Raw genomic sequence first — 20,800 nt, 5'->3', positions numbered from 1 at the left:
CTGTTTTTCTTTTTTCCTGCCCGCCGTTTTTGTCCAGCCCCAACGGAGAGCTGTCATGACCGATTCCCCCGACCGCGACGAACGCCACCTGGCGCGCATGCTGCGCAAAAAAGCCGTGATCGACGAACGCATTGCCAATTCCCCCAACGAGTGCGGCTTGCTGCTGGTGCTCACCGGCAACGGCAAAGGCAAGAGCAGCTCCGCGTTCGGCATGCTGGCCCGGGCCATGGGCCACGGCATGCAGTGCGGCGTGGTGCAGTTCATCAAGGGGCGTCACAGCACCGGTGAAGAGTTGTTCTTCCGCCGATTCCCCGAGCAAGTACGTTTCCACGTCATGGGCGAAGGCTTCACCTGGGAAACCCAGGATCGCCAACGTGACATCGCCGCGGCCGAAGCCGCCTGGGCGGTGTCCCGCGAACTGCTGCAAGACCCGAGCATCGGCATGGTCGTGCTGGATGAGCTGAACATCGCCCTCAAGCACGGCTACCTCGAACTGGACCAGGTGCTCAGTGACTTGCAGGCCCGCCCGCCGATGCAGCACGTGGTGGTCACCGGCCGTGGCGCCAAGCCTGAGTTGATCGAAATGGGTGACACCGTCACCGAAATGGGCATGCTCAAGCACGCGTTCCAGGCCGGTATCAAGGCACAGAAGGGCGTCGAACTTTGAATCAGCCCCGTCATTGCCCGGCCGTATTGATCGCCGCACCGGCGTCCGGCCAGGGCAAAACCACCGTCACCGCCGCGCTGGCCCGATTGCACCGCAACCTGGGTCGCAAGGTGCGCGTGTTCAAATGCGGCCCGGATTTCCTCGACCCGATGATCCACGAGCGCGCCAGCGGTGCGCCGGTGTATCAATTGGACATGTGGATGGTGGGCGAGCAGGAAAGTCGCCGCCTGCTGTGGGAAGCAGCGGGCGAGGCCGACTTGATCCTGATCGAAGGCGTGATGGGCTTATTTGACGGCACCCCTTCCAGCGCCGACCTGGCGCGACACTTCGGCGTGCCGGTACTGGGCGTTATTGACGGCACGGCCATGGCCCAGACCTTTGGCGCCTTGGCCCTGGGCCTGGCGCGTTATCAGCCGGACTTGCCGTTCGCCGGGGTGCTGGCCAACCGCGTTGGCACGCTGCGTCATGCGCAATTGCTGGAAGGCAGCCTCACCGAAGGCCTGCGCTGGTACGGCGCGTTGTCCCGCGAGACCGGTATAGAGCTGCCTAGCCGTCACCTGGGCCTGGTGCAAGCCAGCGAACTGAATGACCTTGATGTGCGCCTTGACGCCGCCGCCCAAGCCTTGGGCAGCAGTTGCGAAGTGGCCTTGCCGCCGCCGGTGACCTTTGCTGCACCGGAAGTGATCGAGGCCGAGCCACTGCTCAAGGGTGTGCGTATTGCGGTGGCCCGCGACGAAGCCTTCGCTTTTACCTACGGCGCCAGTCTTGATCTGCTGCGGGCCATGGGCGCCGAGCTGAAGTTTTTCTCGCCCATTCACGATCGCGCATTGCCTCATGCCGACAGCCTCTACCTGCCCGGCGGTTACCCGGAACTGCACCACCAGGCGCTGTCGGAAAACGCCCCAATGCTCGACGCGATCCGCGCTCACCATGCGGCCGGCAAACCCTTGCTCGCCGAATGCGGCGGCATGCTCTACCTGCTGGACTCGCTCACCGATGTCGACGGCACCCGCGCCGAACTGGTGGGCCTGTTGCAGGGCGATGCGGTGATGCAAAAGAAACTGGCGGCCCTGGCGCTGCAAAGCGTCGAGTTGCCGGAAGGCACACTGCGTGGTCACACCTATCACCATTCGCTGACCAGCACCGACTGGCAGCCGATTGCCAGGGGGGTGAGCCCCAATGGTGGGCGCGGGGCTGAGGCGGTTTACCGTCAGGGGCGGATGACGGCTTCTTACGTGCATTTTTATTTCCCGTCGAATCCAGCCGCTGTAGCCGCACTGTTTGCGCCAGACCGTGATGTCGCTATCGCAGGCAAGCCAGCTCCCACATCGACAGTGTTCACAGATCAAAATGTGGGAGGGGCGGTGCGACGATTCGACTTGCCCGCGAAGAGGCCATGACGGACAACGCCTTCCCCCAGGCCGACCGCGACGCCGTCTACCGCGCCATCGCCGAACGCCGTGACATGCGCCACTTCAGCGGCGGCGCTGTCGCCCCCGAATTGCTGCACCGTCTGCTCCAGGCCGCGCACCAGGCCCCCAGCGTCGGCCTGATGCAGCCCTGGCGCTTCATCCGCATCAGCGATCGCCAACTGCGTGGGCAGATTCAGCAGTTAGTAGAAGAGGAGCGCGTACGCACCGCCGAAGCCCTGGGCGAGCGCTCCGACGCGTTCATGAAGCTCAAGGTCGAAGGCATCCACGACTGCGCCGAAGTGCTGGTGGCGGCGCTGATGGATGACCGTGAGCGGCACATCTTCGGCCGTCGTACCTTGCCGGAAATGGACATGGCCTCGCTGGCCTGTGCCATCCAGAATCTGTGGCTGGCGGCTCGCGTCGAAGGCCTCGGCATGGGCTGGGTTTCGCTGTTCGAACCCCAGGCCCTGGCCGATCTGCTCGGTTTGCCGCCCGGCGCGAAACCCCTGGCCGTGTTGTGCCTGGGGCCGGTAACCGAGTTCTACCCGGCACCGATGTTGCAACTCGAAGGCTGGACCGAGCCTCGGCCGCTGAGTGACATGTTGTATGAGAATGTGTGGGGAGTGAGTCAATGAGTGTGGCCTTGCTGTGCGTCGCTGCAGTGGCGCTGGATGCGCTGCTGGGCGAACCCAGGCGCTGGCATCCGCTGGTGGCATTCGGCAATTTCGCCGGGCGCATCGAGCAACGTTTTAACTCCGGTGGCCGTGGCTGGCGCAGCCATGGCGTGACCGCTTGGTTTATCGCCGTAGTGCCGCTGACCCTGCTGGCCACGGCGTTGTCGTGGGCGCCGTATATCGGCTGGGTAGTAGAGATTCTGGCGCTGTATTGCGCCCTCGGCATGCGTAGCCTTGGCGAGCATGTGATCCCGGTGGCCCAGGCCCTGCGCAGCGATGACCTGGAGGCAGCACGCAAGCGCGTCAGCTACTTGGTCAGCCGCCAGACCAGCGAACTGTACCGCACCGAAGTCGCCCGCGCCGCGACCGAATCGGTGCTGGAAAACGGCAGCGACGCAGTCTTCGCCGCGTTGTTCTGGTTTGTGGTGGCGGGCGTGCCGGGCGTGGTGCTTTATCGCCTGAGCAATACCCTCGACGCCATGTGGGGTTATCGCAACGAACGTTTTGAGCGCTTTGGTTGGGCCGCGGCAAAAATCGACGATGTGCTGAACTACATTCCGGCACGCTTGGTCGCCTTGACCTATGCCGTGCTCGGCAAGACCCGTCTGGCGCTCAAATGCTGGCGCACCCAAGGCCCGACCTGGGACAGCCCCAACGCCGGCCCGGTGATGGCTGCCGGTGCAGGCGCGCTGGGCGTTGAACTGGGCGGCGCGGCGATCTATCACGGTGAAGTGCACCAGCGCCCGCCGCTGGGCGAGGGCCCGGCGGCGGATGCGGACGCCATCGACCGGGGCTGGCAACTGGTGCAGCGCGGCGTATGGTTGTGGCTGCTGATCTTATGCGTCGGGGGGCAATTTTATGCTTGAGCACGGTGGCCGGCTGCGCAAGGCAGCGATTCAGTACGGAATTGCCGAAGCTGACTGGCTCGACCTGTCCAGCGGCCTGGCGCCCTGGCCCTGGGCGATCCCCGAGATCCCGCTGCGCGCCTGGGCGCGTCTGCCGGAAACCGATGACGGCCTGGAGCAGGCCGCCAGCGAGTATTACGGCGCAGCGCATCTGTTGCCAGTAGCTGGCTCCCAGGCGGCGATTCAGTTGCTGCCACGTCTGCGTCGCGCCGGCAAGGTCGGGGTATTGTCGCCGTGCTATGCCGAACACGCCGAAGCCTGGCGCCGTGCCGGTTACGTGGTGCGCGAAGTGCTGGAGCAGGAAGTCGACTTCTTTCTTGATGGCCTTGACGTGCTGGTGGTGGTCAACCCCAACAATCCCACCGGCCTGAGCCTGAACCCGCAACGCTTGTTGGACTGGCACTCGCGGCTGGCCCAGCGCGGCGGCTGGCTGGTGGTGGACGAAGCGTTCATGGACGTGACTCCGGAATTGAGCCTGGCGGGCCAGGCGCATCAGGTCGGCCTGATTGTGCTGCGCTCGTTCGGTAAATTCTTCGGCCTGGCCGGTGTGCGACTGGGCTTCGTACTGGCCGAACGCAAGCTGCTCAAGTTGCTGGCCGAGCAGGTTGGCCCTTGGGCGGTCAGCGGGCCGACGCGGGTACTGGGCCGAGTCTGCCTACGCGACACTGCCGGGCAGGCGCAGCAACGCGCGCGCTGCATCGAGGCGAGCCAGCGCTTGTTTACCGCGCTCGAGCGCCACGGCTTTCAACCTCAGGGCGGCTGCGCCTTGTTCCAGTGGCTGATCACGCCGCACGCCGAACGCATGCATGAATTCATGGCCCAGCGCGGCATCCTGCTGCGCCTGTTTGTCCATAACAGCAGCCTGCGTTTTGGCCTGCCGGATACCGACGCCGACTGGCAACGCCTGGACGAAGCCCTGGCCGCTTATAAGGACGCGACATGAGTACGTTGATGGTGCAAGGCACGACGTCCGACGCCGGCAAAAGCACCTTGGTGACGGCGCTGTGTCGCTGGTTGGTGCGCCAGGGCGTGCCAGTGGTGCCGTTCAAGCCACAGAACATGGCGCTCAACAGCGCCGTGACGGCCGAGGGCGGCGAGATCGGTCGTGCGCAAGCGGTGCAGGCCCAGGCGGCCAACCTGGCGCCGCACACCGATATGAACCCGGTGCTGCTCAAGCCCAACAGCGACACCGGTTCCCAAGTGATCATCCACGGCCGCGCTGTTACCAGCATGAACGCGGTGGCCTATCACGACTACAAAGCCATCGCGATGCAGGCGGTGCTGGCCTCCCACGCACGGTTGAGCCAAGCCTACCCCGTCGTGATGGTGGAAGGCGCTGGCTCCCCGGCGGAGATCAACCTGCGCGCCAATGACATCGCCAACATGGGCTTCGCCGAAGCAGTGGATTGCCCGGTGCTGCTGATCGCCGATATCAATCGCGGCGGGGTGTTTGCCCATCTGGTCGGCACCCTGGAACTGCTTTCGCCCAGCGAGCAGGCACGGGTCAAAGGCTTCATCATCAACCGATTTCGCGGCGACATTGCGTTGTTGCAACCGGGGCTGGACTGGCTGGAAGCGCGCACCGGCAAACCGGTGGTGGGCGTATTGCCTTACGTGATGGACCTGCATCTGGAAGCTGAGGACGGCATCGATCAGCGCCAAATCGATAAGGCTGCGCAGGTACTCAAGGTGGTGGTGCCGGTGCTGCCGCGCATCAGCAACCATACGGATTTCGACCCGTTGCGTTTGCATCCCCAGGTGGACTTGCAATTCATCGGGCCAGGCCAGCCGATCCCTGCTGCCGACCTGATTATCCTTCCAGGCTCGAAAAGCGTGCGCAGCGACCTGGCTTATCTGCGTGCCAACGGTTGGGACACCGCCGTGGCGCGGCACTTGCGCTACGGCGGCAAGGTGCTCGGCATTTGCGGCGGCTTGCAGATGCTCGGCGAGCAGGTGCATGACCCGTTGGGCCTGGAAGGGCTTGCGGGCTCCAGCGATGGCCTTGGGTTATTGGCGTTCAGCACCACCTTGGAAGAAGAGAAACAGCTGCGCAACGTACGCGGTCGCCTGTTACTGGAAGATGCCGACGTCAGCGGTTATGAGATCCATGCGGGCGTGACGTCTGGCGATGCCTTGTCGAACGCCGCTGTGCGCCTCGATGACGGTCGCAGTGATGGCGCGCAAAGTGCAGACGGGCAGATCCTCGGCACTTACCTGCATGGCTTGTTCGAAACCCCGGCCGCGTGCAGTGCGCTGCTACGTTGGGCGGGGTTGCAGGATGTGCAGGAGGTCGACTACCACGCCTTGCGCGAGCGCGATATCGAGCGCCTGGCCGATTTGGTGGAAAACCACCTGGACACCGAGCTGTTACGCAAACTGTGCGGGATTTGATGGTGTGCACACGATCCCCCTGTGGGAGCTGGCTTGCCTGCGATGGCATCAACCGGGTCTCCCTGATACACCGAGGTGACTGCATCGCAGGCAAGCCAGCTCCCACATTTGACCGCGTTGTAAAAAAAGGTGTGACGCTATGCTCCAACTGATCCTCGGCGGCGCCCGCTCCGGCAAAAGCCGTCTTGCCGAAAAGCTCGCCAGCGACAGCGCTTTGCCGGTCACTTACATCGCCACCAGCCAACCTTTGGATGGCGAGATGAATGAGCGTGTCGCCTTGCATCGTCAACGTCGCCCCGACCATTGGGGCTTGGTCGAAGAGCCTATCGAACTGGCGCGGGTGCTGCGCGAATACGCGGCTGCCGAGCGCTGCCTGCTGGTGGATTGCCTGACCCTGTGGCTGACCAATCTGCTGATGCTGGAAGACCCGGAGCGCTTGGCTTTGGAGCGCGATCAACTGCTGCAAACCCTGGCCTCGCTGCCGGGTGAAATCATTTTTGTCAGCAACGAGACCGGTCTGGGTGTCGTGCCGCTGGGCGAATTGACTCGCCGCTATGTGGATGAAGCCGGTTGGCTGCATCAAGCCTTGGCCGAGCAATGTCAGCGTGTGGTCCTGACCGTTGCCGGCCTGCCCCTGACTTTGAAAGGTACTGCGTTATGACTGACACCTGGTGGCTCAACCCGTGTAAGGCGAGCGACGCTCAAGCGTATGAACACGCCCTGGCGCGCCAGCAGCAATTGACCAAGCCGGCCGGTTCCCTCGGCCAGTTGGAAGCGCTCGCGGTGCAATTGGCCGGCTTGCAGGGCCAAGTCAAACCGTCGGTGGATCAGCTATGGGTCGCCATCTTCGCCGGTGACCATGGCGTGGTCGCGGAAGGCGTGTCGGCGTTCCCACAGGAAGTCACCGGGCAGATGCTGCATAACTTTGTCACGGGTGGCGCGGCCATCAGCGTGTTGGCGCGGCAGCTGGGGGCGCAGTTGGAAGTGGTCGACCTTGGCACGGTGAATCCGTCCCTGGACCTGCCCGGTGTACGCCACCTGAATATTGGCGCGGGCACCGCAAACTTTGTCAACGGCCCGGCGATGACCGAGGTCCAGGGGCAATTGGCCCTGCAAGCCGGCCGCGACAGCGTGCATCGTGCATCGGTAAACGGTGCGCAGTTGTTTATCGGCGGCGAGATGGGTATCGGCAACACCACCGCTGCCAGTGCGCTGGCGTGTGCCTTGCTCGACTGCCAGGTCAGTGATCTCACGGGGCCGGGCACCGGATTGAATGCCCAGGGCGTCAGCCACAAGGTGGCCGTGATCGAACGTGCACTGGCGTTACACGCCGGACAGCGCGGTGATGCATTGCACACCCTGTTCAATCTCGGCGGCTTTGAGATTGCAGCCCTGGTGGGCGCGTATCTGGCGTGTGCTCAAGAGGGCATCGTGGTGCTGGTGGATGGGTTTATCTGCACTGTCGCCGCACTGGTCGCGACGCGCTTGAACCCAACTTGCCGGGAGTGGCTGATGTTCGGCCATCGTGGTGCCGAGCCAGGTCATCGTCATGTGCTGCAAAGCCTCGACGCGCAACCGCTGCTGGACCTGGGCCTGCGCCTGGGCGAAGGCAGTGGCGCAGCGCTGGCCGTGCCGTTGTTGCGCCTGGCCTGTGCGTTGCACGGGCAGATGGCGACCTTCGCCGAAGCCGCCGTGGCAGACCGCCCGGCATGACCTTGCGCCTGGACCTGCTGCGACACGGCGAAACCGAGCTAGGCGGCGGCTTGCGTGGCAGCCTGGACGACGCACTCACCGTCAAGGGCTGGGCGCAGATGCGCGCGGCGATAGTGGAGCAGGGGCCGTGGGACCGCGTGGTCAGTTCGCCGCTGCAACGGTGCGCGCGGTTTGCCGATGAATTGGGGGCTCAGCTCAATTTGCCGGTAACGCTGGAAAAGGCGTTGCAAGAGCTGCACTTTGGCGCCTGGGAAGGGCAGAGTGCGGCAGCCTTGATGGAGACCGACGCCGAAGGGCTGGGCCTGTTCTGGGCCGATCCCTACAGTTTCACGCCGCCGGAAGGGGAGCCTGTCAGTGAATTTTCCGAGCGCGTTTTGGGTGCTGTCGCACGCCTGCACCAGGCTTATGCGGGTGAGCGCGTGCTGTTGATCAGTCATGGCGGCGTGATGCGTCTGTTATTGGCACAGGCACGCGGTTTGCCCCGGGAGCAACTCTTGAATGTCGAAGTCGGCCACGGTGGGTTATTCAGCCTGCAAGTTTGCGCTGACGGCGTGCTGAAGGCGCTGGAGTGATCATGCTGCCATTCTGGATCGCCCTGCAATTTCTCAGCAGCCTGCCGATTCGTCTGCCGGGCATGCCGCAGCCTCAGGAGCTGGGACGTTCACTGCTGTTTTATCCGGTGGTGGGGCTTTTGTTCGGCGTGCTGTTGTGGGCCTTGAACACGGTATTGATGGGCGCGCCGCTGTTGCTGCATGCCGCGCTGTTGCTGACGGCCTGGGTGTTGCTCAGCGGCGGCCTGCACCTGGACGGTCTTGCGGACAGCGCCGATGCCTGGTTGGGCGGTTTCGGCGACCGCGAGCGTACGCTCACGATCATGAAGGACCCGCGCAGCGGGCCGATTGCCGTGGTCACCCTGGGGTTGGTGCTGCTGCTCAAGTTCACCGCCTTGGTGGCGTTGATCGAGCAACATGACGGTGCAGCGCTGATCCTGGCGCCGCTGATCGGACGCGCATCGATGCTGGCGCTGTTTCTGACCACACGCTATGTGCGTGCCGGAGGATTGGGCCAGGCGTTGTCGGATCATTTACCGAGGATCGTCGGCCAACAGGTACTGATCCTCAGCGGCCTGGCCTGCATCCTGATCGGCGGCTTCAGGGGTGGGCTTGCGGTATTGCTCGCTGCACTCTGCTTCATGGGCCTGCGCCAACTGATGGTCAATCGCCTGGGCGGCACCACGGGTGACACCGCTGGCGCCTTGCTGGAGCTGCTGGAAGTCGCGGTTCTGGTCGCTCTGGCGCTGTAACACTTTCTTGCATTTCCTTAATCGCGGGTATATACACGTTCCATGCTTGCCTCCCAGTGTTTATGTACCAACCTGCGACGTGCCGCCCGTGGCGTCAGCAGGCATTACGACGGCGCCCTTGATGGCTTCGGGATCAACGTCGCCCAGTATTCGTTGCTGTGCAACTTGCAGCGGCTCGATCAACCGAGCATCTCCAGCCTGGCGGAAGCCATGGGACTTGACCGCAGCACCTTGGGGCGCAACCTTCGGGTGTTGGAAGGCGAAGGCCTGGTGCAACTGGTGGAAGGCGATGACCTGCGCAATCGCCTGGTGATGCTGACGGCGGACGGTGAAGCACGACTCGCTGCAGCTTTACCCGCCTGGGAGGCGGCGCAGCAAAAATTGATCGATCAACTCGGCGCGGAAAAACGCGAAACCTTGTTGGCCTTGCTGGACGAACTCGCCTGAACGCGGGTTTGTTCGACTATAAGCGGGTATATACCCGCGAGCGGAGAATAAGAAATGACTTCCATGTGGCGCACCAGTGGCTGGATTCTTGTGGGGAGTGCGCTGATCCTGGCACTGTCGTTGGGTGTGCGGCACGGTTTCGGCCTGTTCCTGGCGCCGATGAGCAGCGAGTTCGGCTGGGGCCGCGAGACCTTTGCCTTCGCCATCGCCTTGCAGAACCTTATCTGGGGCCTGGCACAGCCGTTTACCGGCGCCCTGGCCGATCGGTTTGGCGCCACCAGAGCGGTGTTTGTCGGCGGCGTTCTTTACGCGGTGGGCCTGGTGCTGATGGGCATGTCCGATTCGGCGTGGTCGCTGTCCCTCAGTGCCGGCCTGCTGATTGGTATCGGCCTGTCCGGCACCTCGTTCTCGGTGATTCTCGGCGTGGTCGGCCGCGCCGTGGCCCCGGAAAAACGCAGCATGGCGATGGGAATCGCGAGTGCTGCCGGTTCGTTCGGTCAGTTCGCCATGGTGCCGGGCACACTGGGTTTGATCAGCTGGTTGGGCTGGTCCGCCGCATTGCTTGCGCTGGGCTTGATGGTGGCACTGATTCTGCCACTGGTCGCCATGCTCAAGGACCGGCCACTGCCGGTGATGACCGGTCAGCAAACCTTGCGCGAAGCCTTGAAGGAAGCGTGCTCTCACTCCGGGTTCTGGCTGTTGGCCTTTGGCTTTTTTGTTTGCGGTTTCCAGGTGGTGTTTATCGGCGTGCACCTGCCGGCGTATCTGGTGGATCAGCACTTGCCAGCCACCACAGGCACCACGGTGCTGGCACTGATCGGGCTGTTCAATATCTTCGGTACCTACACTGCTGGCTGGCTCGGCGGGCGCATGTCCAAGCCGCGTTTGTTGACAGGGTTGTACCTGCTGCGTGCGGTGGTGATCGTGGTGTTTCTTTGGGCGCCGGTTACCGAAGTTACGGCCTACGTGTTCGGCATGGCCATGGGCTTCTTGTGGCTGTCCACTGTGCCGCTGACCAACGGCACAGTCGCGACGCTGTTTGGTGTGCGAAACCTCTCCATGCTTGGTGGGATAGTGTTCCTGTTCCACCAACTCGGTTCGTTCCTGGGGGGCTGGTTGGGTGGGGTGGTCTATGATCGAACCGGTAGCTACGATTTGATCTGGCAGGTGGCAATTCTGTTGAGCCTGCTCGCCGCGGCCTTGAATTGGCCGGTGCGTGAGCGGCCAGTGGCGCGATTGCAGGCGCAGATGGAGGCGGCATGAGCATAGCGATACGTGGTTTAGTCGTTATCGCGGGGTTGATCCTGGTGCTGCTGGCCTGGTGGGGCTGGCAGAACGGCGGTCTCGCGTTGATGCAGTTGGGTATGTCGATCTGTTAACTTCATGGTCTGATTATTTTCAAGGACACACGACATGCAGATGCGTTGGCTCGCTGTACCCGTCTTGATGGCTGTCGGCAGTGCCGCCCTGGCTGCCAGTTGCCCGCCGCTGCTGGAAGGCCAGTTGCCCAAGCTGCGCGCCAAGGAATCCATCGACCTGTGCGAGCGGTTTGCCGGCAAACCCTTGGTCATCGTCAACACGGCGAGCTTCTGTGGGTTCGCCCCACAGTTCAAAGGTCTCGAAGCCTTGTACCAACGCTACAAGGGCGAAGGGCTGGAAGTGATCGGCGTGCCCTCCGATGACTTCAAGCAGGAAGCCAAGACCGGCGAAGAGACGGCTAAAGTCTGCTATGTGAATTACGGCGTGACCTTCACCATGACCGAACCACAGAAGGTCAAGGGGCCGGATGCGGTACATCTGTTCAAGGTGTTAGCGCAGCAGACCGACGCGCCGCCGAAGTGGAACTTCTACAAGTACGTGGTGGATCGGCAGGGCAAGGTGATTGCCAATTTCTCCAGCCTGACCAAGCCGGACAACCCGGACCTGATCAAGGCGGTGGAAGAGGCGATTGCTTCCAAGCCTTGATTGTCAGCCGTTAAAAAGCCCCGCCTCCTTTGCAGGAGAGCGGGGCTTTTTTACACCTGTCTGGATCAGAAGGTGTAGGTCATGCCCAGGCCGAAACCATTGGCACTGTTTTCGTACTTGGCGCGGTAGCTCGCCGTCGACGGTGCATCAGCGGTCTGGTTGACCTTGATGTCTTCTTCTTTCAGGTAGGAGTAAGCCAGGTCGACGGTCATGTTATCCATGACTTTGTAGCCCAGGCCAACGCTGAAAATCGTACGGTCGCCAGTCGGGATGCGCGGCGAGCGGTCAGTATTGTTGGTGGGCGACTGGTCGAACGTCAGGCCGGTACGCAGCACCACTTGCTTGGTCAACTGGTAGGAGGTACCCACCGCGTAGGCCCAAGTGTCGTGCCAGTTTTGTTCTTCGGTGATGGAAGTGAGTTGGCTTGTTGCCAAAGCGCCGCCAGCGGCTGTAACGCCTTCGTTGTTGACGGTGATTTCCTTCAGGCGGCTCCAGCGCGTCCAGGTAGCACCGCCATACAATTTCCAGGCATCGGTCAGGTCTTGAGTGACCGACAGGTCGTAGGACTCAGGCGTGTCGATTTTCAGCGAAGCATCGTAACGGTTGTTTCGCAAAAACGGTTGAGTCGCCGTAGGGCCGCTGACGGTGGTGTGGCCTTCAAGCTTGTACTTGACCTTCGAGTGGTAGGTCAGGCCGACACGGGTGGTATCGGTGGCCTGGACCAGTACGCCGACGTTGAAGCCCAGCGCGGTATCGTCACCCTTGATCTTGACGTTGGTATCGCTGACGGCAGGGTTCAGCGTCCTGTCCGATTCCAGTACACCGGAAATCCGGTTGATGGTCGGGCCAAAGCCGATGGATACGCGGTCGTTGAAGGCATAGCTGACAGTTGGCTGGAAGGTCATGACCTTCACTTCGCTCTTGCTGCCGAAGCCACGGCCCTGGAAGCCGTTTTCATAGTCGGTCACCAGGCCAAACGGTGCATATACACCGAAGCCGATGGCCCACTGATCATTGAGTTTGTTGGTGTAGAAACCGAATGGCACCGCGGTGAACGGGACCATGTCGCCTTTATTCGAGCCGCGCGAGTTGCCGCCGGTGTCGCTGATGTCAGTCGAGGCATCAATTGCTGCAACGCCACCCGTGATTTGCTGGCCATTCAGGCGAGCCATACCGGCAGGGTTACCGTAAACAGTGCTTGCATCATCGGCAGAAGAAGAGCGACCCGCGAAACCGGTACCCATCCCGCTCACGCTTTGTTCGTTCAGCGCGAAACCGCTTGCAAACAGTTGGGAGGAGGCCATGGCAACGGCGAGGCTAAGTGTGGTCTTGAGCATTACTTTTTTCATTATTAGAACTCCGAGTGATCACCGCTGCGGAAAGTATCAATAAATTTAACATCGCGCTATAGGCTGAAACGTAGGAGATAGAGCGGTTTTGTAGGACAATCCGACCAGAATTCAGGTTTATTGACGAATCTTGCAAATTGCCCGGTCAGCAAACCACGTGATTCATGGGTGAAACACAGGTTTGCCAGGCTTGAGTGAAATCGCGCAGACGTCCCTGAGGGTGAAAAATTTCTTTCCAGATACGCGCCATACCCAGCACATCACCCGGCGGGGGCAGTGCGAGAGTGTGTTGTTCGACTAAAAGCCAGGCAATGGCCGTGGCGTAGCGCAGGTTAACCGTCAGTTCGAGTTGCGGCGCGCTGAGGAACGCATGCTGGCTGGCCAGGCCGCGCACTAGGCTCGCGCGATCGGGGTCCAGCGCGAGGTAATCGTCCCACAAGGCGCGATGGCGAGGTTCGGTGATGCTGTACAGGCCGTGTCCACGCCGGTCATGCAAGGCGGAACCCAATTCCGATTGGCTGGCGGCAATGCCCAGCAGCAAGGACTCAGCCGTTTGGTTATGGCGGCCGAGGTAAAGCAAGGTCGGCCGGATCACATAACGACACAATTCGCTGGCAGCGATACCCATACACGCCTCAATCCGTGAAAGTGGTCGGCGAGTCCTGAGAAGGGGGCTTGGCAGCGTTGGATCGGGTCTCAGGCCCGCCGGAAGCGGATCAAGCCGCTTGAGTTGAAGTGTAGTGTCATATTCGTGATGTAAAGGACTGTTTTTAAAACATCTTCTGCATTTAGTTATAACGGTTATATCTATTTGAACTTAGGGCAAAAGGTTGATACTCAAATCGCAGGCAATAAAAAACCCTGCTTTTTGAGCAGGGCCTTTTGTGTTTCAGCGACTCGGGTCGATCAGGCAACCAGTGCCTGACGGGTACGCTCGATCACGGCCTGCAGCGGTTCTGCGCTGGAGTATTGATCGGGGTACAGGCGTTCGCTGTGACGTGCGATGCCGTGTTCGTTAACCAGGGTGAAGCTGAAGCAGCCTTTGCGAGCGGCCATGATCAGGCAGTTCATTGGGGCAAAAGCGTTGGTGAGGGTGCGAATGGCATCCTGAGTATGGATTTGAGCGTTCATCTTATGGGTGTTCCTACAAATGACACGGATTAAGAGCCGTGCCTTATTAAAACGTTCCAGTGACGTTGATCACTATTGATCAAACGAAGAACCCGACTGGAACAAAGCAGCCAGTTTGAAGCGCTAATAATTTAGGCGCGCTTGGGCTGGCAGGTAGGTACTTAGGAGGGCAGGCAACACAACAGGGGCAAAGGTTCTGGGCCCGGGGTGAAGATCCTGATCAATTTGCAGGCTGGTTCGGTCAGAGTATTGAAACTTCGCGACACCCTTTGCTTGTTCAAAGGCCGTGTCGTCGCAAGTGATACCTGGAAACCATCGAGGTGGTCGATCCCGTGTTGTTCAGGGGAGTTGTTCGACCAGAATTGACTTTCAGCTTGGTACTAACGCCGCGGATAGTAACGGATTGAATCAGGTAAGGGAAGTGTGTTGGCCAAAAAACTTCAATTAACCGCCCAGCAGGCCTCGATAGAACAACACGGTGATCGCCGCTGCCAGCGAGCAGCCCAGTCCGTAGGCGGCGAGCGTCAAGCGCAGGGACTGGCCGGTCTCGACCACCTTCATCACATCGGCCATGTCATTGATGCGGCCTTCGCCCAATTCAATGCACAGGCTCACGGCAGTGAAAGCCGCCGACAGCAGGATAGCGATGGCAAATAGCGCGCCATCCGGGGAGGGCAGTGCCGCATTGATTCCCAGGGAAGCGGAGCAGATGGCCAGTAGCAACACGGCGAACAACAGCATTCCTTTCATCGACTCACCCACCGTTGCGTTTTAGGGCGGGGAGTGTGGCGAGCCAGCAAAGATTTGAAAAAGTCCCTGTTTTGCCCTGGCGGTAACATTATTGCGGCGAATTGCTTCAAGAAAAGCCGGCGATATAACCAGCGGATGGGTACTTGTGCACATTAGTTGCGGGGTGTGTAACCGCGCTGTCAACTGCACTGCAGAGCCACCAGTTGCCTGCAATGGAAATTTAAGTCAATGAAAAATCTGGCTTTTTTTTATTGGTGAAAAAATCGTCAGTTTGACTGCGACCCCCATGCCATGGGGCTTTGCGCGAGTTAAAGCAGGGTTGTCCACTGAGTTATCCACAGCTTCTGTGGATTGTCCCGAGCGCTTGCTCTAGAACGGGCGTACAGAGTTTTTTCAGCTTTACCTGTACGAAAAAAAGAGTAGAGTGGCGCGCCTTCCGTTCTGTCCCACAGTGCTTTATGAAGTTTCGCTCAGTATCACCTTCTGTTACCGACACTCCTCAAACTGTTACCGCTCCCAAACGCTTCTCCTTGAAAGTTGCCTTGTGGTTGCTCGACAGCCCCCGCCTGGGTCACAACACCAACGTCAAACACTTCGCCGGGCGTTTGCTCAAGCAGCCGGCCCGTGAAGGCGTGGTTGCCGCCCAAAGCCGCCTGGGCCAACTGATGTGCCGTGAGTGCGGAAATGCCCGCGACCGCCGCATCGGCCACGACCTGCTGCGCCTGGCGGCCCGCGCCGGTGACCGCCGCGCCCAGCGTGAACTGGGCCAGGTCGAAGACTGAGCTGTCCTCAGGCCCTGTGCTCCGCTAACCTTGCTTTTTTTCGGTGATGGCAGACATGTCTATGGTTTTTGACTGGACCAGTATTGCCCTGGGCCTTGCTGGCGCAGCTGTGCCTTTATTGGCCGTGTGCTGGCAGCTTCAGCGCCGGCTGACCGCGCGCATGACCGGCTGGGAACTGCTCGAAGAGCGCCTGGCGACCGCGCAACTGGCCCAGGAAGGCTTCGCCGCACAGTTGGATGCCAGCCGCGATGAGATCAGCGATCTGAGCCAGGCCAACGCGGCCAAGCAGGCTGACTTGGCCGCTGTGCGCCGCGAAGTCGAACTGCTGCAGATCGACCGCGACAACGCGCGCGACGCCGCCCACGCCTGGAACCTCGACCGCAGCGCCAGGGAGACCGAGCTCCGCCGCCTCGATGCGTTGTCGGCCGCTTTGCGCGCAGAACTGCGTGAACAGCAGGATAGCCATCAACAACGCCTAGCCGACCTGCAAGGCTCGCGGGATGAACTGCGTGCACAGTTCGCCGAACTGGCCGGCAAGATCTTCGACGAGCGTGAACAGCGCTTCGCCGAAACCAGCCAGGAGCGCCTGGGCCAACTGCTCGACCCATTGAAAGAGCGCATCCAGTCCTTCGAAAAACGCGTGGAAGAGAGCTATCAGAGCGAGGCGCGCGAGCGTTTTTCCCTGGCCAAGGAGCTTGAGCGCCTACAGCAACTGAACCTGCGCCTGTCAGACGAGGCCACCAACCTGACCCGCGCGCTCAAGGGCCAGAAAACCCAAGGCAACTGGGGTGAACTGATCCTTGAGCGGGTGCTGGAGCATGCGGGCCTGGAGAAAGGCCGCGAGTACCAGACCCAGGTCAGCCTGAAGGGCCCGGACGGCGAGCGTTTCCAGCCCGACGTGCTGATCATGTTGCCCGGCGACAAGCAGGTGGTGGTGGATTCCAAGGTCAGCCTCACCGCGTATCAACAGTACGTGGCCGCGGATGATGATGTGATCGGCCAGGCGGCGTTGAAGCAGCACGTGCTGTCGCTGCGTAATCACGTCAAAGGTTTGGCCGGTAAGGATTACAAACGCCTGGAAGGCCTGCACAGCCTGGATTTCGTGTTGCTGTTCGTGCCGATCGAAGCAGCGTTTTCCGCTGCGTTGCAGGCCGAACCGAATCTGTTCCAGGAAGCGTTCGACCGCCATATCGTGATCGTCAGCCCGACCACGTTGCTCGCTACCCTGCGCGTGATCGACAGCCTGTGGAAGCAGGAGCGCCAGAGCCAGAACGCGCGAGAAATCGCCGAGCGTGCGGGGTGGCTGTATGACAAGTTCGTGCTGTTTATCCAAGACCTGGATGAAGTAGGTAACCGCTTACAACAGCTGGATAAGGCTTACAGCTCGGCGCGAAACAAGCTGACAGATGGACGCGGAAATCTGGTCAGCCGGACCGAGCAATTGCGGTTGCTTGGTGCTCGGGCCAGCAAGAGCTTGCCGGCGGATTTGTTGGAGCGGGCGATGACCGATTCAGACGGTGTTGCCCATCTACCTGAATAAGATGCGGTGGGTGTGGGAGCTGGCTTGCCTGCGATAGCGGTCGTGAAAGATCCACCGTTATCGCAGGCAAGCCAGCTCCCACATTTGACCCAGTCGGACCGGCCTACAGCGGCAAATGCCGACTCAGCAAAGCCCGCAACGCCGCCGGCTTGACCGGTTTAGCCAAATAATCCAGCCCCGCCGCATGCACCTCGGCCATCATCTCCGGGCGGCCGTCGGCACTGATCACCACGCCGGGAATCGGCTCCGCCAATTGCGCGCGCAGCCATCCCATCAACTCAGTACCGGTTTCGCCATGGTCCAGGTGGTAGTCCACCAGAGCCAGTTGCGGGCGCACGCCATCCGCCAGCAACGCCGCGCATTGCGCCTGGTCCGTCGCGGTCCACACTTCACACCCCCAGCGCGTCAACAGGCTGCGCATGCCGATCAGAATGCTCTCTTCGTTATCCACGCACAGCACCTGAGCACCGCTCAGCGGCAGGCCGGTTTCCTGTGATGTCTTGACCTGCGGGCTGGCCTGGTTGCGCGCCAGTGGCACGCGCACACTGAATACGCTGCCTTTGCCAGGCCATGAGCGCACGCTCAGGCGATGGCCCAGCACACGGCACAGGCCGTCTGCGATGGCCAGGCCAAGCCCCAGGCCTTTCTCCGCGCGGGTCTGGTGGCTGTCCAAACGCTTGAATTCTTCAAAGATCACTTGCTGTTTATCCAACGGTATCCCGGGGCCACGGTCCCACACTTCCAGGCACAGTTCGCCCTTGCGTCGACGTACGCCCAGCAGCACCGGGCCGTCGGCATAACGGAAGGCGTTGGTGAGAAAATTCTGCAGGATTCGCCGCAGTAACTTGATGTCGCTGTCGACACGCACTCGACTGCCGCGCAGGCGGAAGCGCAGACCCTGCTCCTGGGCCAGCGCCTTGAACTCTGCCCCCAAAGTGTCGAACAGCTCGTTGAGTACAAAAGGCTGGCGCTGCGGATTGATCTTGCCGTTTTCCAGGCGTGAGATATCCAGCAGGTCGCTGATCAGGTCTTCGGCGGAGCGCAGCGAGCTGTCCAGGTGCTGCACCAATTGCCGGGCTTCGCCGGACAGGCCTTCGTTCTGGTGCGAGAGGGCGGCGGAGAACAGGCGTGCAGCGTTCAAGGGCTGCATCAGGTCATGGCTGACCGCCGCCAGGAAGCGCGTCTTCGACTGGCTGGCGGACTCGGCCACGCCCTTGGCGTCGGTGAGCGCTACGTTGAGCTGCGACAGCTCATGGGTGCGCTCGGTCACCCGTCGTTCCAGGCCTTCGTTGGCCTCCGTGAGTGCCTGCTCGGCTTCGCGGAAGGCGGTAATGTCAGTGAAACTCATGACGAAACCGCCGCCGGGCATCGGGTTGCCGATCAGCTCGATCACCCGCCCATTGGGGAATAAACGTTCAGAGGTGTGCGCACGGCCCTGGCGCATCCAGTGCAGGCGGCGCGCCACGTGAACCTCGGCTTCGCCCGGCCCGCACAGGCCGCGTTCGGCGTTGTAGCGGATGATGTCGGCAATCGGCCGACCGACGCTGATCAGCCCGTCCGGGTAGTTGAACAACTCCAGGTAACGCCGGTTCCAGGCCACCAATTTGAGGGACTGATCGACCACGCTGATGCCCTGGGTGATGTTCTCAATAGCACCTTGCAGCAATGCGCGGTTGAACTGCAGCACTTCCGACGCTTCATCGGCGATGCGTACTACGTCCTCCAGCTGCATCTCGCGCCCTTCGATGGCGGCTTTCACCACCGCCCGGGTCGACGATGCGCCGAGTACACCCGCCAGCAACCGCTCCGTGTGGGCGATCCACTCGTTGTCTGCGTTCTGATTGGGGTTGAAGCCTTTACCCTGGCGATAGGCAAAGCGGATGAAGCTTTGCTGTGCCCGTTCCTCACCCACGAAGCGTGCGGCCAGGCTGAGCAAGTCGCTGATCTGCACCGACAGCATCGAGCGTGCGGTGGCGCGCTGGCTGATTTCCTGGCCGATAAACCGCCCGGCTTGCCAATGCTCGGAAACCCGCGTGCGGGACAGCATCGACACCCACACAAACAGCGTAAAGTTACCCGCCAGGGAGAACACCGTGCCCAAGGTCAATGAGGTGACGGACAGACCCAGCGGGTGCGAATGCATCCACGTCAGTCCTGGGAAAAGGCTAAGGGACCAACCCAGGCTTTTCGCCGTAACCGGTAGGACCAAGGTGTAGAACCACAGGAAAGTGCCCGCAGCGAGCCCCGCGAATACACCGCGTCGGTTGGCTTGCTTCCAATACAGTGCGCCGAGCATCGCCGGCGCCAGTTGGGTGACGGCGGCAAAGGCGATCTGGCCGATGGTCGCCAGGCTCGCGGTTGAGCCCAACAGGCGATAGCTCACGTAGGCCAACAGCAGGATGATCACGATGCTGACCCGGCGTACCGACAGCATCCAGTGGCGGAACACTTCGAACGGTCGCTCGGCGCCGGAACGGCGCAGCAGCCAGGGCAGCAGCATGTCGTTGGACACCATGGTCGACAAGGCAATGCTCGCCACGATCACCATGCCGGTGGCCGCTGAAGCGCCGCCGATAAACGCCAGTACGGCGAGTGCGGGATGGGCTTCGGCCATCGGCAGGCTGATCACGTAGGAGTCGGGCATTACCGAGCTGGGCAGCATCATCTTGCCGCCCAAGGCGATCGGTACTACAAACAGCGCGGCAAGAATCAGATACGCGGGAAACACCCATTTGGCCAGGCGCAGATCCTGAGGGTCGATGTTCTCCACCACCGTGACATGGAACTGCCGAGGCAGGCAGATGATCGCCATCATCGCGACACCGGTCTGCACCACCATGGACGGCCAGTTGACGGTCTCTTTCCAGTATTCATCCAGGCGGGGGGCGAGCATCGCTTGGCTGAAAAGGTCGCCGAATCCGTCGTACAAGCCGTAGGTCACAAACGCGCCGACCGCGAGAAACGCGAACAGCTTGACGAGGGATTCAAACGCAATCGCCAGCACCATACCGCGGTGGTGCTCCGTGGCGTCGAGGTTGCGTGTACCGAAGACAATCGTGAACAGCGCCAACACCAGTGACACGATCAGCGCGGTGTCTTGAGCACGAGTGCCGGTGGTGTCGGCGCCAGCGCCGATCAGCAGATTGACGCCCAGCACGATGCCTTTGAGTTGCAGCGCGATGTAGGGCAGTACCCCCACCAGGCAGATCAACGCGACCACCACCGCCAACGATTGGGATTTACCGTAGCGCGCGGCGATAAAGTCGGCGATGGACGTGATGTTTTCCTGCTTGCTGATCAAGATCATCTTTTGCAGGACCCAGGGTGCCAACACCAGCAACAGCACCGGTCCCAGGTAGATCGGTAAAAATGCCCACAACTGTTCGGCGGCCTGACCTACAGCACCGAAGAATGTCCAACTGGTGCAATACACGGCCAGCGACAGGCTATACACCCAGGCACGCATGCGCGGCGGCAGTGGCGCACGGCGACGGTCACCATAGAAGGCGATGGCAAACATTATGGCCATATAGGCCAGGGCAACGGCGGCGATCAGCCCGCTGGACAGCGTCATGGTAACTCCGAGCATGGGAACACCCGGGCATTCCAGGCCCGGTTGGACAGTCTCGCATGATGCTCGGGGTTAGTCAGTGTCGACCAAGGTCGGGTGAGTGGTTCGTGTGGGCGCCCGCGGTGCGACGCCACGACTTGCCCGCAACGCAGCGACGCGTCCTCTGAATGAACCTGCGGTGTATCTACACATTTTCAATG

The 20,800-nt window shown here is 61.4% G+C and carries 20 protein-coding genes; 15 read left to right on the top strand and 5 right to left on the bottom strand.

Annotated elements, in window-relative coordinates; genetic code table 11:
- Window positions 1-55 precede the first annotated feature (55 nt).
- The 13 genes from cobO (at window position 56) to HU722_RS21060 (ending at window position 11,477) form a co-directional block, all read left to right on the top strand.
- Window positions 56-667 (top strand): cob(I)yrinic acid a,c-diamide adenosyltransferase, encoded by a 612-nt coding sequence (cobO, locus tag HU722_RS21120; RefSeq protein WP_065881194.1) that lies wholly within the window; start codon window positions 56-58, stop codon window positions 665-667.
- Window positions 664-2,067, top strand: a complete 1,404-nt coding sequence (locus tag HU722_RS21115; protein ID WP_065891092.1) for a cobyrinic acid a,c-diamide synthase CobB — start codon at window positions 664-666, stop codon at window positions 2,065-2,067. Before cobO ends, HU722_RS21115 begins: the two co-directional genes overlap by 4 nt.
- Window positions 2,064-2,714 carry a 5,6-dimethylbenzimidazole synthase gene (bluB, locus tag HU722_RS21110; RefSeq protein WP_065873785.1) on the top strand — a complete coding sequence of 217 codons (651 nt, stop codon included), beginning with the start codon at window positions 2,064-2,066 and terminating at the stop codon, window positions 2,712-2,714. The genes HU722_RS21115 and bluB overlap by 4 nt, the downstream gene beginning before the upstream one ends.
- Complete coding sequence (cbiB, locus tag HU722_RS21105; protein WP_065891091.1) at window positions 2,711-3,619, top strand: adenosylcobinamide-phosphate synthase CbiB; 909 nt, start codon at window positions 2,711-2,713, stop codon at window positions 3,617-3,619. Before bluB ends, cbiB begins: the two co-directional genes overlap by 4 nt.
- On the top strand, window positions 3,612-4,601 hold the full coding sequence (cobD, locus tag HU722_RS21100) for a threonine-phosphate decarboxylase CobD (protein ID WP_065881191.1): 990 nt from the start codon (window positions 3,612-3,614) through the stop codon (window positions 4,599-4,601). Before cbiB ends, cobD begins: the two co-directional genes overlap by 8 nt.
- Entirely contained in the window at window positions 4,598-6,049 is a 1,452-nt protein-coding gene (locus tag HU722_RS21095) for a cobyric acid synthase (RefSeq protein WP_065873782.1), read from the top strand. The genes cobD and HU722_RS21095 overlap by 4 nt, the downstream gene beginning before the upstream one ends.
- Window positions 6,050-6,188: 139 nt before the next feature.
- Complete coding sequence (cobU, locus tag HU722_RS21090) at window positions 6,189-6,710, top strand: bifunctional adenosylcobinamide kinase/adenosylcobinamide-phosphate guanylyltransferase (protein WP_065891090.1); 522 nt, start codon at window positions 6,189-6,191, stop codon at window positions 6,708-6,710.
- Window positions 6,707-7,762, top strand: coding sequence for a nicotinate-nucleotide--dimethylbenzimidazole phosphoribosyltransferase (gene cobT, locus HU722_RS21085; protein WP_065891089.1), 1,056 nt, complete (start codon window positions 6,707-6,709; stop codon window positions 7,760-7,762). Before cobU ends, cobT begins: the two co-directional genes overlap by 4 nt.
- Window positions 7,759-8,334, top strand: a complete 576-nt coding sequence (gene cobC, locus HU722_RS21080) for an alpha-ribazole phosphatase family protein (RefSeq protein ID WP_065891088.1) — start codon at window positions 7,759-7,761, stop codon at window positions 8,332-8,334. The genes cobT and cobC overlap by 4 nt, the downstream gene beginning before the upstream one ends.
- A 2-nt stretch (window positions 8,335-8,336) precedes the next feature.
- Window positions 8,337-9,065, top strand: a complete 729-nt coding sequence (locus HU722_RS21075; protein ID WP_065881184.1) for an adenosylcobinamide-GDP ribazoletransferase — start codon at window positions 8,337-8,339, stop codon at window positions 9,063-9,065.
- A gap of 42 nt (window positions 9,066-9,107) precedes the next feature.
- The gene (locus tag HU722_RS21070) at window positions 9,108-9,512 is read left to right on the top strand and encodes a MarR family winged helix-turn-helix transcriptional regulator (protein WP_065873777.1); all 405 of its coding nucleotides are present in this window, start codon (window positions 9,108-9,110) and stop codon (window positions 9,510-9,512) included.
- A 63-nt stretch (window positions 9,513-9,575) separates the two neighbouring features.
- On the top strand, window positions 9,576-10,775 hold the full coding sequence (locus HU722_RS21065) for an MFS transporter (RefSeq protein ID WP_175405798.1): 1,200 nt from the start codon (window positions 9,576-9,578) through the stop codon (window positions 10,773-10,775).
- A gap of 150 nt (window positions 10,776-10,925) precedes the next feature.
- Complete coding sequence (locus HU722_RS21060; protein ID WP_065873775.1) at window positions 10,926-11,477, top strand: glutathione peroxidase; 552 nt, start codon at window positions 10,926-10,928, stop codon at window positions 11,475-11,477.
- Between the two features lie 65 nt (window positions 11,478-11,542).
- Here HU722_RS21060 and HU722_RS21055 read toward each other — a convergent pair whose 3' ends face one another.
- The 4 genes from HU722_RS21055 to HU722_RS21040 all read right to left on the bottom strand — a co-directional run bounded on the left by HU722_RS21055 (window position 11,543) and on the right by HU722_RS21040 (window position 14,707).
- Window positions 11,543-12,826, bottom strand: coding sequence for an OmpP1/FadL family transporter (locus tag HU722_RS21055; protein WP_065873774.1), 1,284 nt, complete (start codon window positions 12,824-12,826; stop codon window positions 11,543-11,545).
- Window positions 12,827-12,971: 145 nt separating this feature from the next.
- The gene (locus HU722_RS21050; protein WP_065873773.1) at window positions 12,972-13,454 is read right to left on the bottom strand and encodes a hypothetical protein; all 483 of its coding nucleotides are present in this window, start codon (window positions 13,452-13,454) and stop codon (window positions 12,972-12,974) included.
- A gap of 278 nt (window positions 13,455-13,732) precedes the next feature.
- The gene (locus HU722_RS21045) at window positions 13,733-13,957 is read right to left on the bottom strand and encodes a hypothetical protein (protein ID WP_003175353.1); all 225 of its coding nucleotides are present in this window, start codon (window positions 13,955-13,957) and stop codon (window positions 13,733-13,735) included.
- Between the two features lie 444 nt (window positions 13,958-14,401).
- A complete protein-coding gene (locus HU722_RS21040) occupies window positions 14,402-14,707 on the bottom strand; it encodes a hypothetical protein (RefSeq protein ID WP_065881181.1) in 306 nt (101 codons plus the stop codon).
- A gap of 458 nt (window positions 14,708-15,165) precedes the next feature.
- Between HU722_RS21040 and HU722_RS21035 the strand changes: the two genes are divergently transcribed.
- The gene (locus tag HU722_RS21035; protein ID WP_025855837.1) at window positions 15,166-15,489 is read left to right on the top strand and encodes an SEL1-like repeat protein; all 324 of its coding nucleotides are present in this window, start codon (window positions 15,166-15,168) and stop codon (window positions 15,487-15,489) included.
- A gap of 175 nt (window positions 15,490-15,664) precedes the next feature.
- Window positions 15,665-17,029: a DNA recombination protein RmuC gene (locus tag HU722_RS21030; RefSeq protein WP_175405797.1), complete on the top strand. Its 1,365-nt coding sequence runs from the start codon at window positions 15,665-15,667 to the stop codon at window positions 17,027-17,029.
- Between the two features lie 103 nt (window positions 17,030-17,132).
- Here the strand turns inward: HU722_RS21030 and HU722_RS21025 are convergent, their stop codons facing one another.
- Window positions 17,133-20,603, bottom strand: coding sequence for a hybrid sensor histidine kinase/response regulator (locus HU722_RS21025; protein WP_065881177.1), 3,471 nt, complete (start codon window positions 20,601-20,603; stop codon window positions 17,133-17,135).
- Between the last annotated feature and the right edge of the window lie 197 nt (window positions 20,604-20,800).

This window comes from Pseudomonas tritici, from assembly GCF_014268275.3.
GTDB classification, from domain to species: domain Bacteria; phylum Pseudomonadota; class Gammaproteobacteria; order Pseudomonadales; family Pseudomonadaceae; genus Aquipseudomonas; species Aquipseudomonas tritici.
Note: the sequence above shows the minus strand (reverse complement) of the source record. Positions and strands in the feature narration are given on the sequence as shown.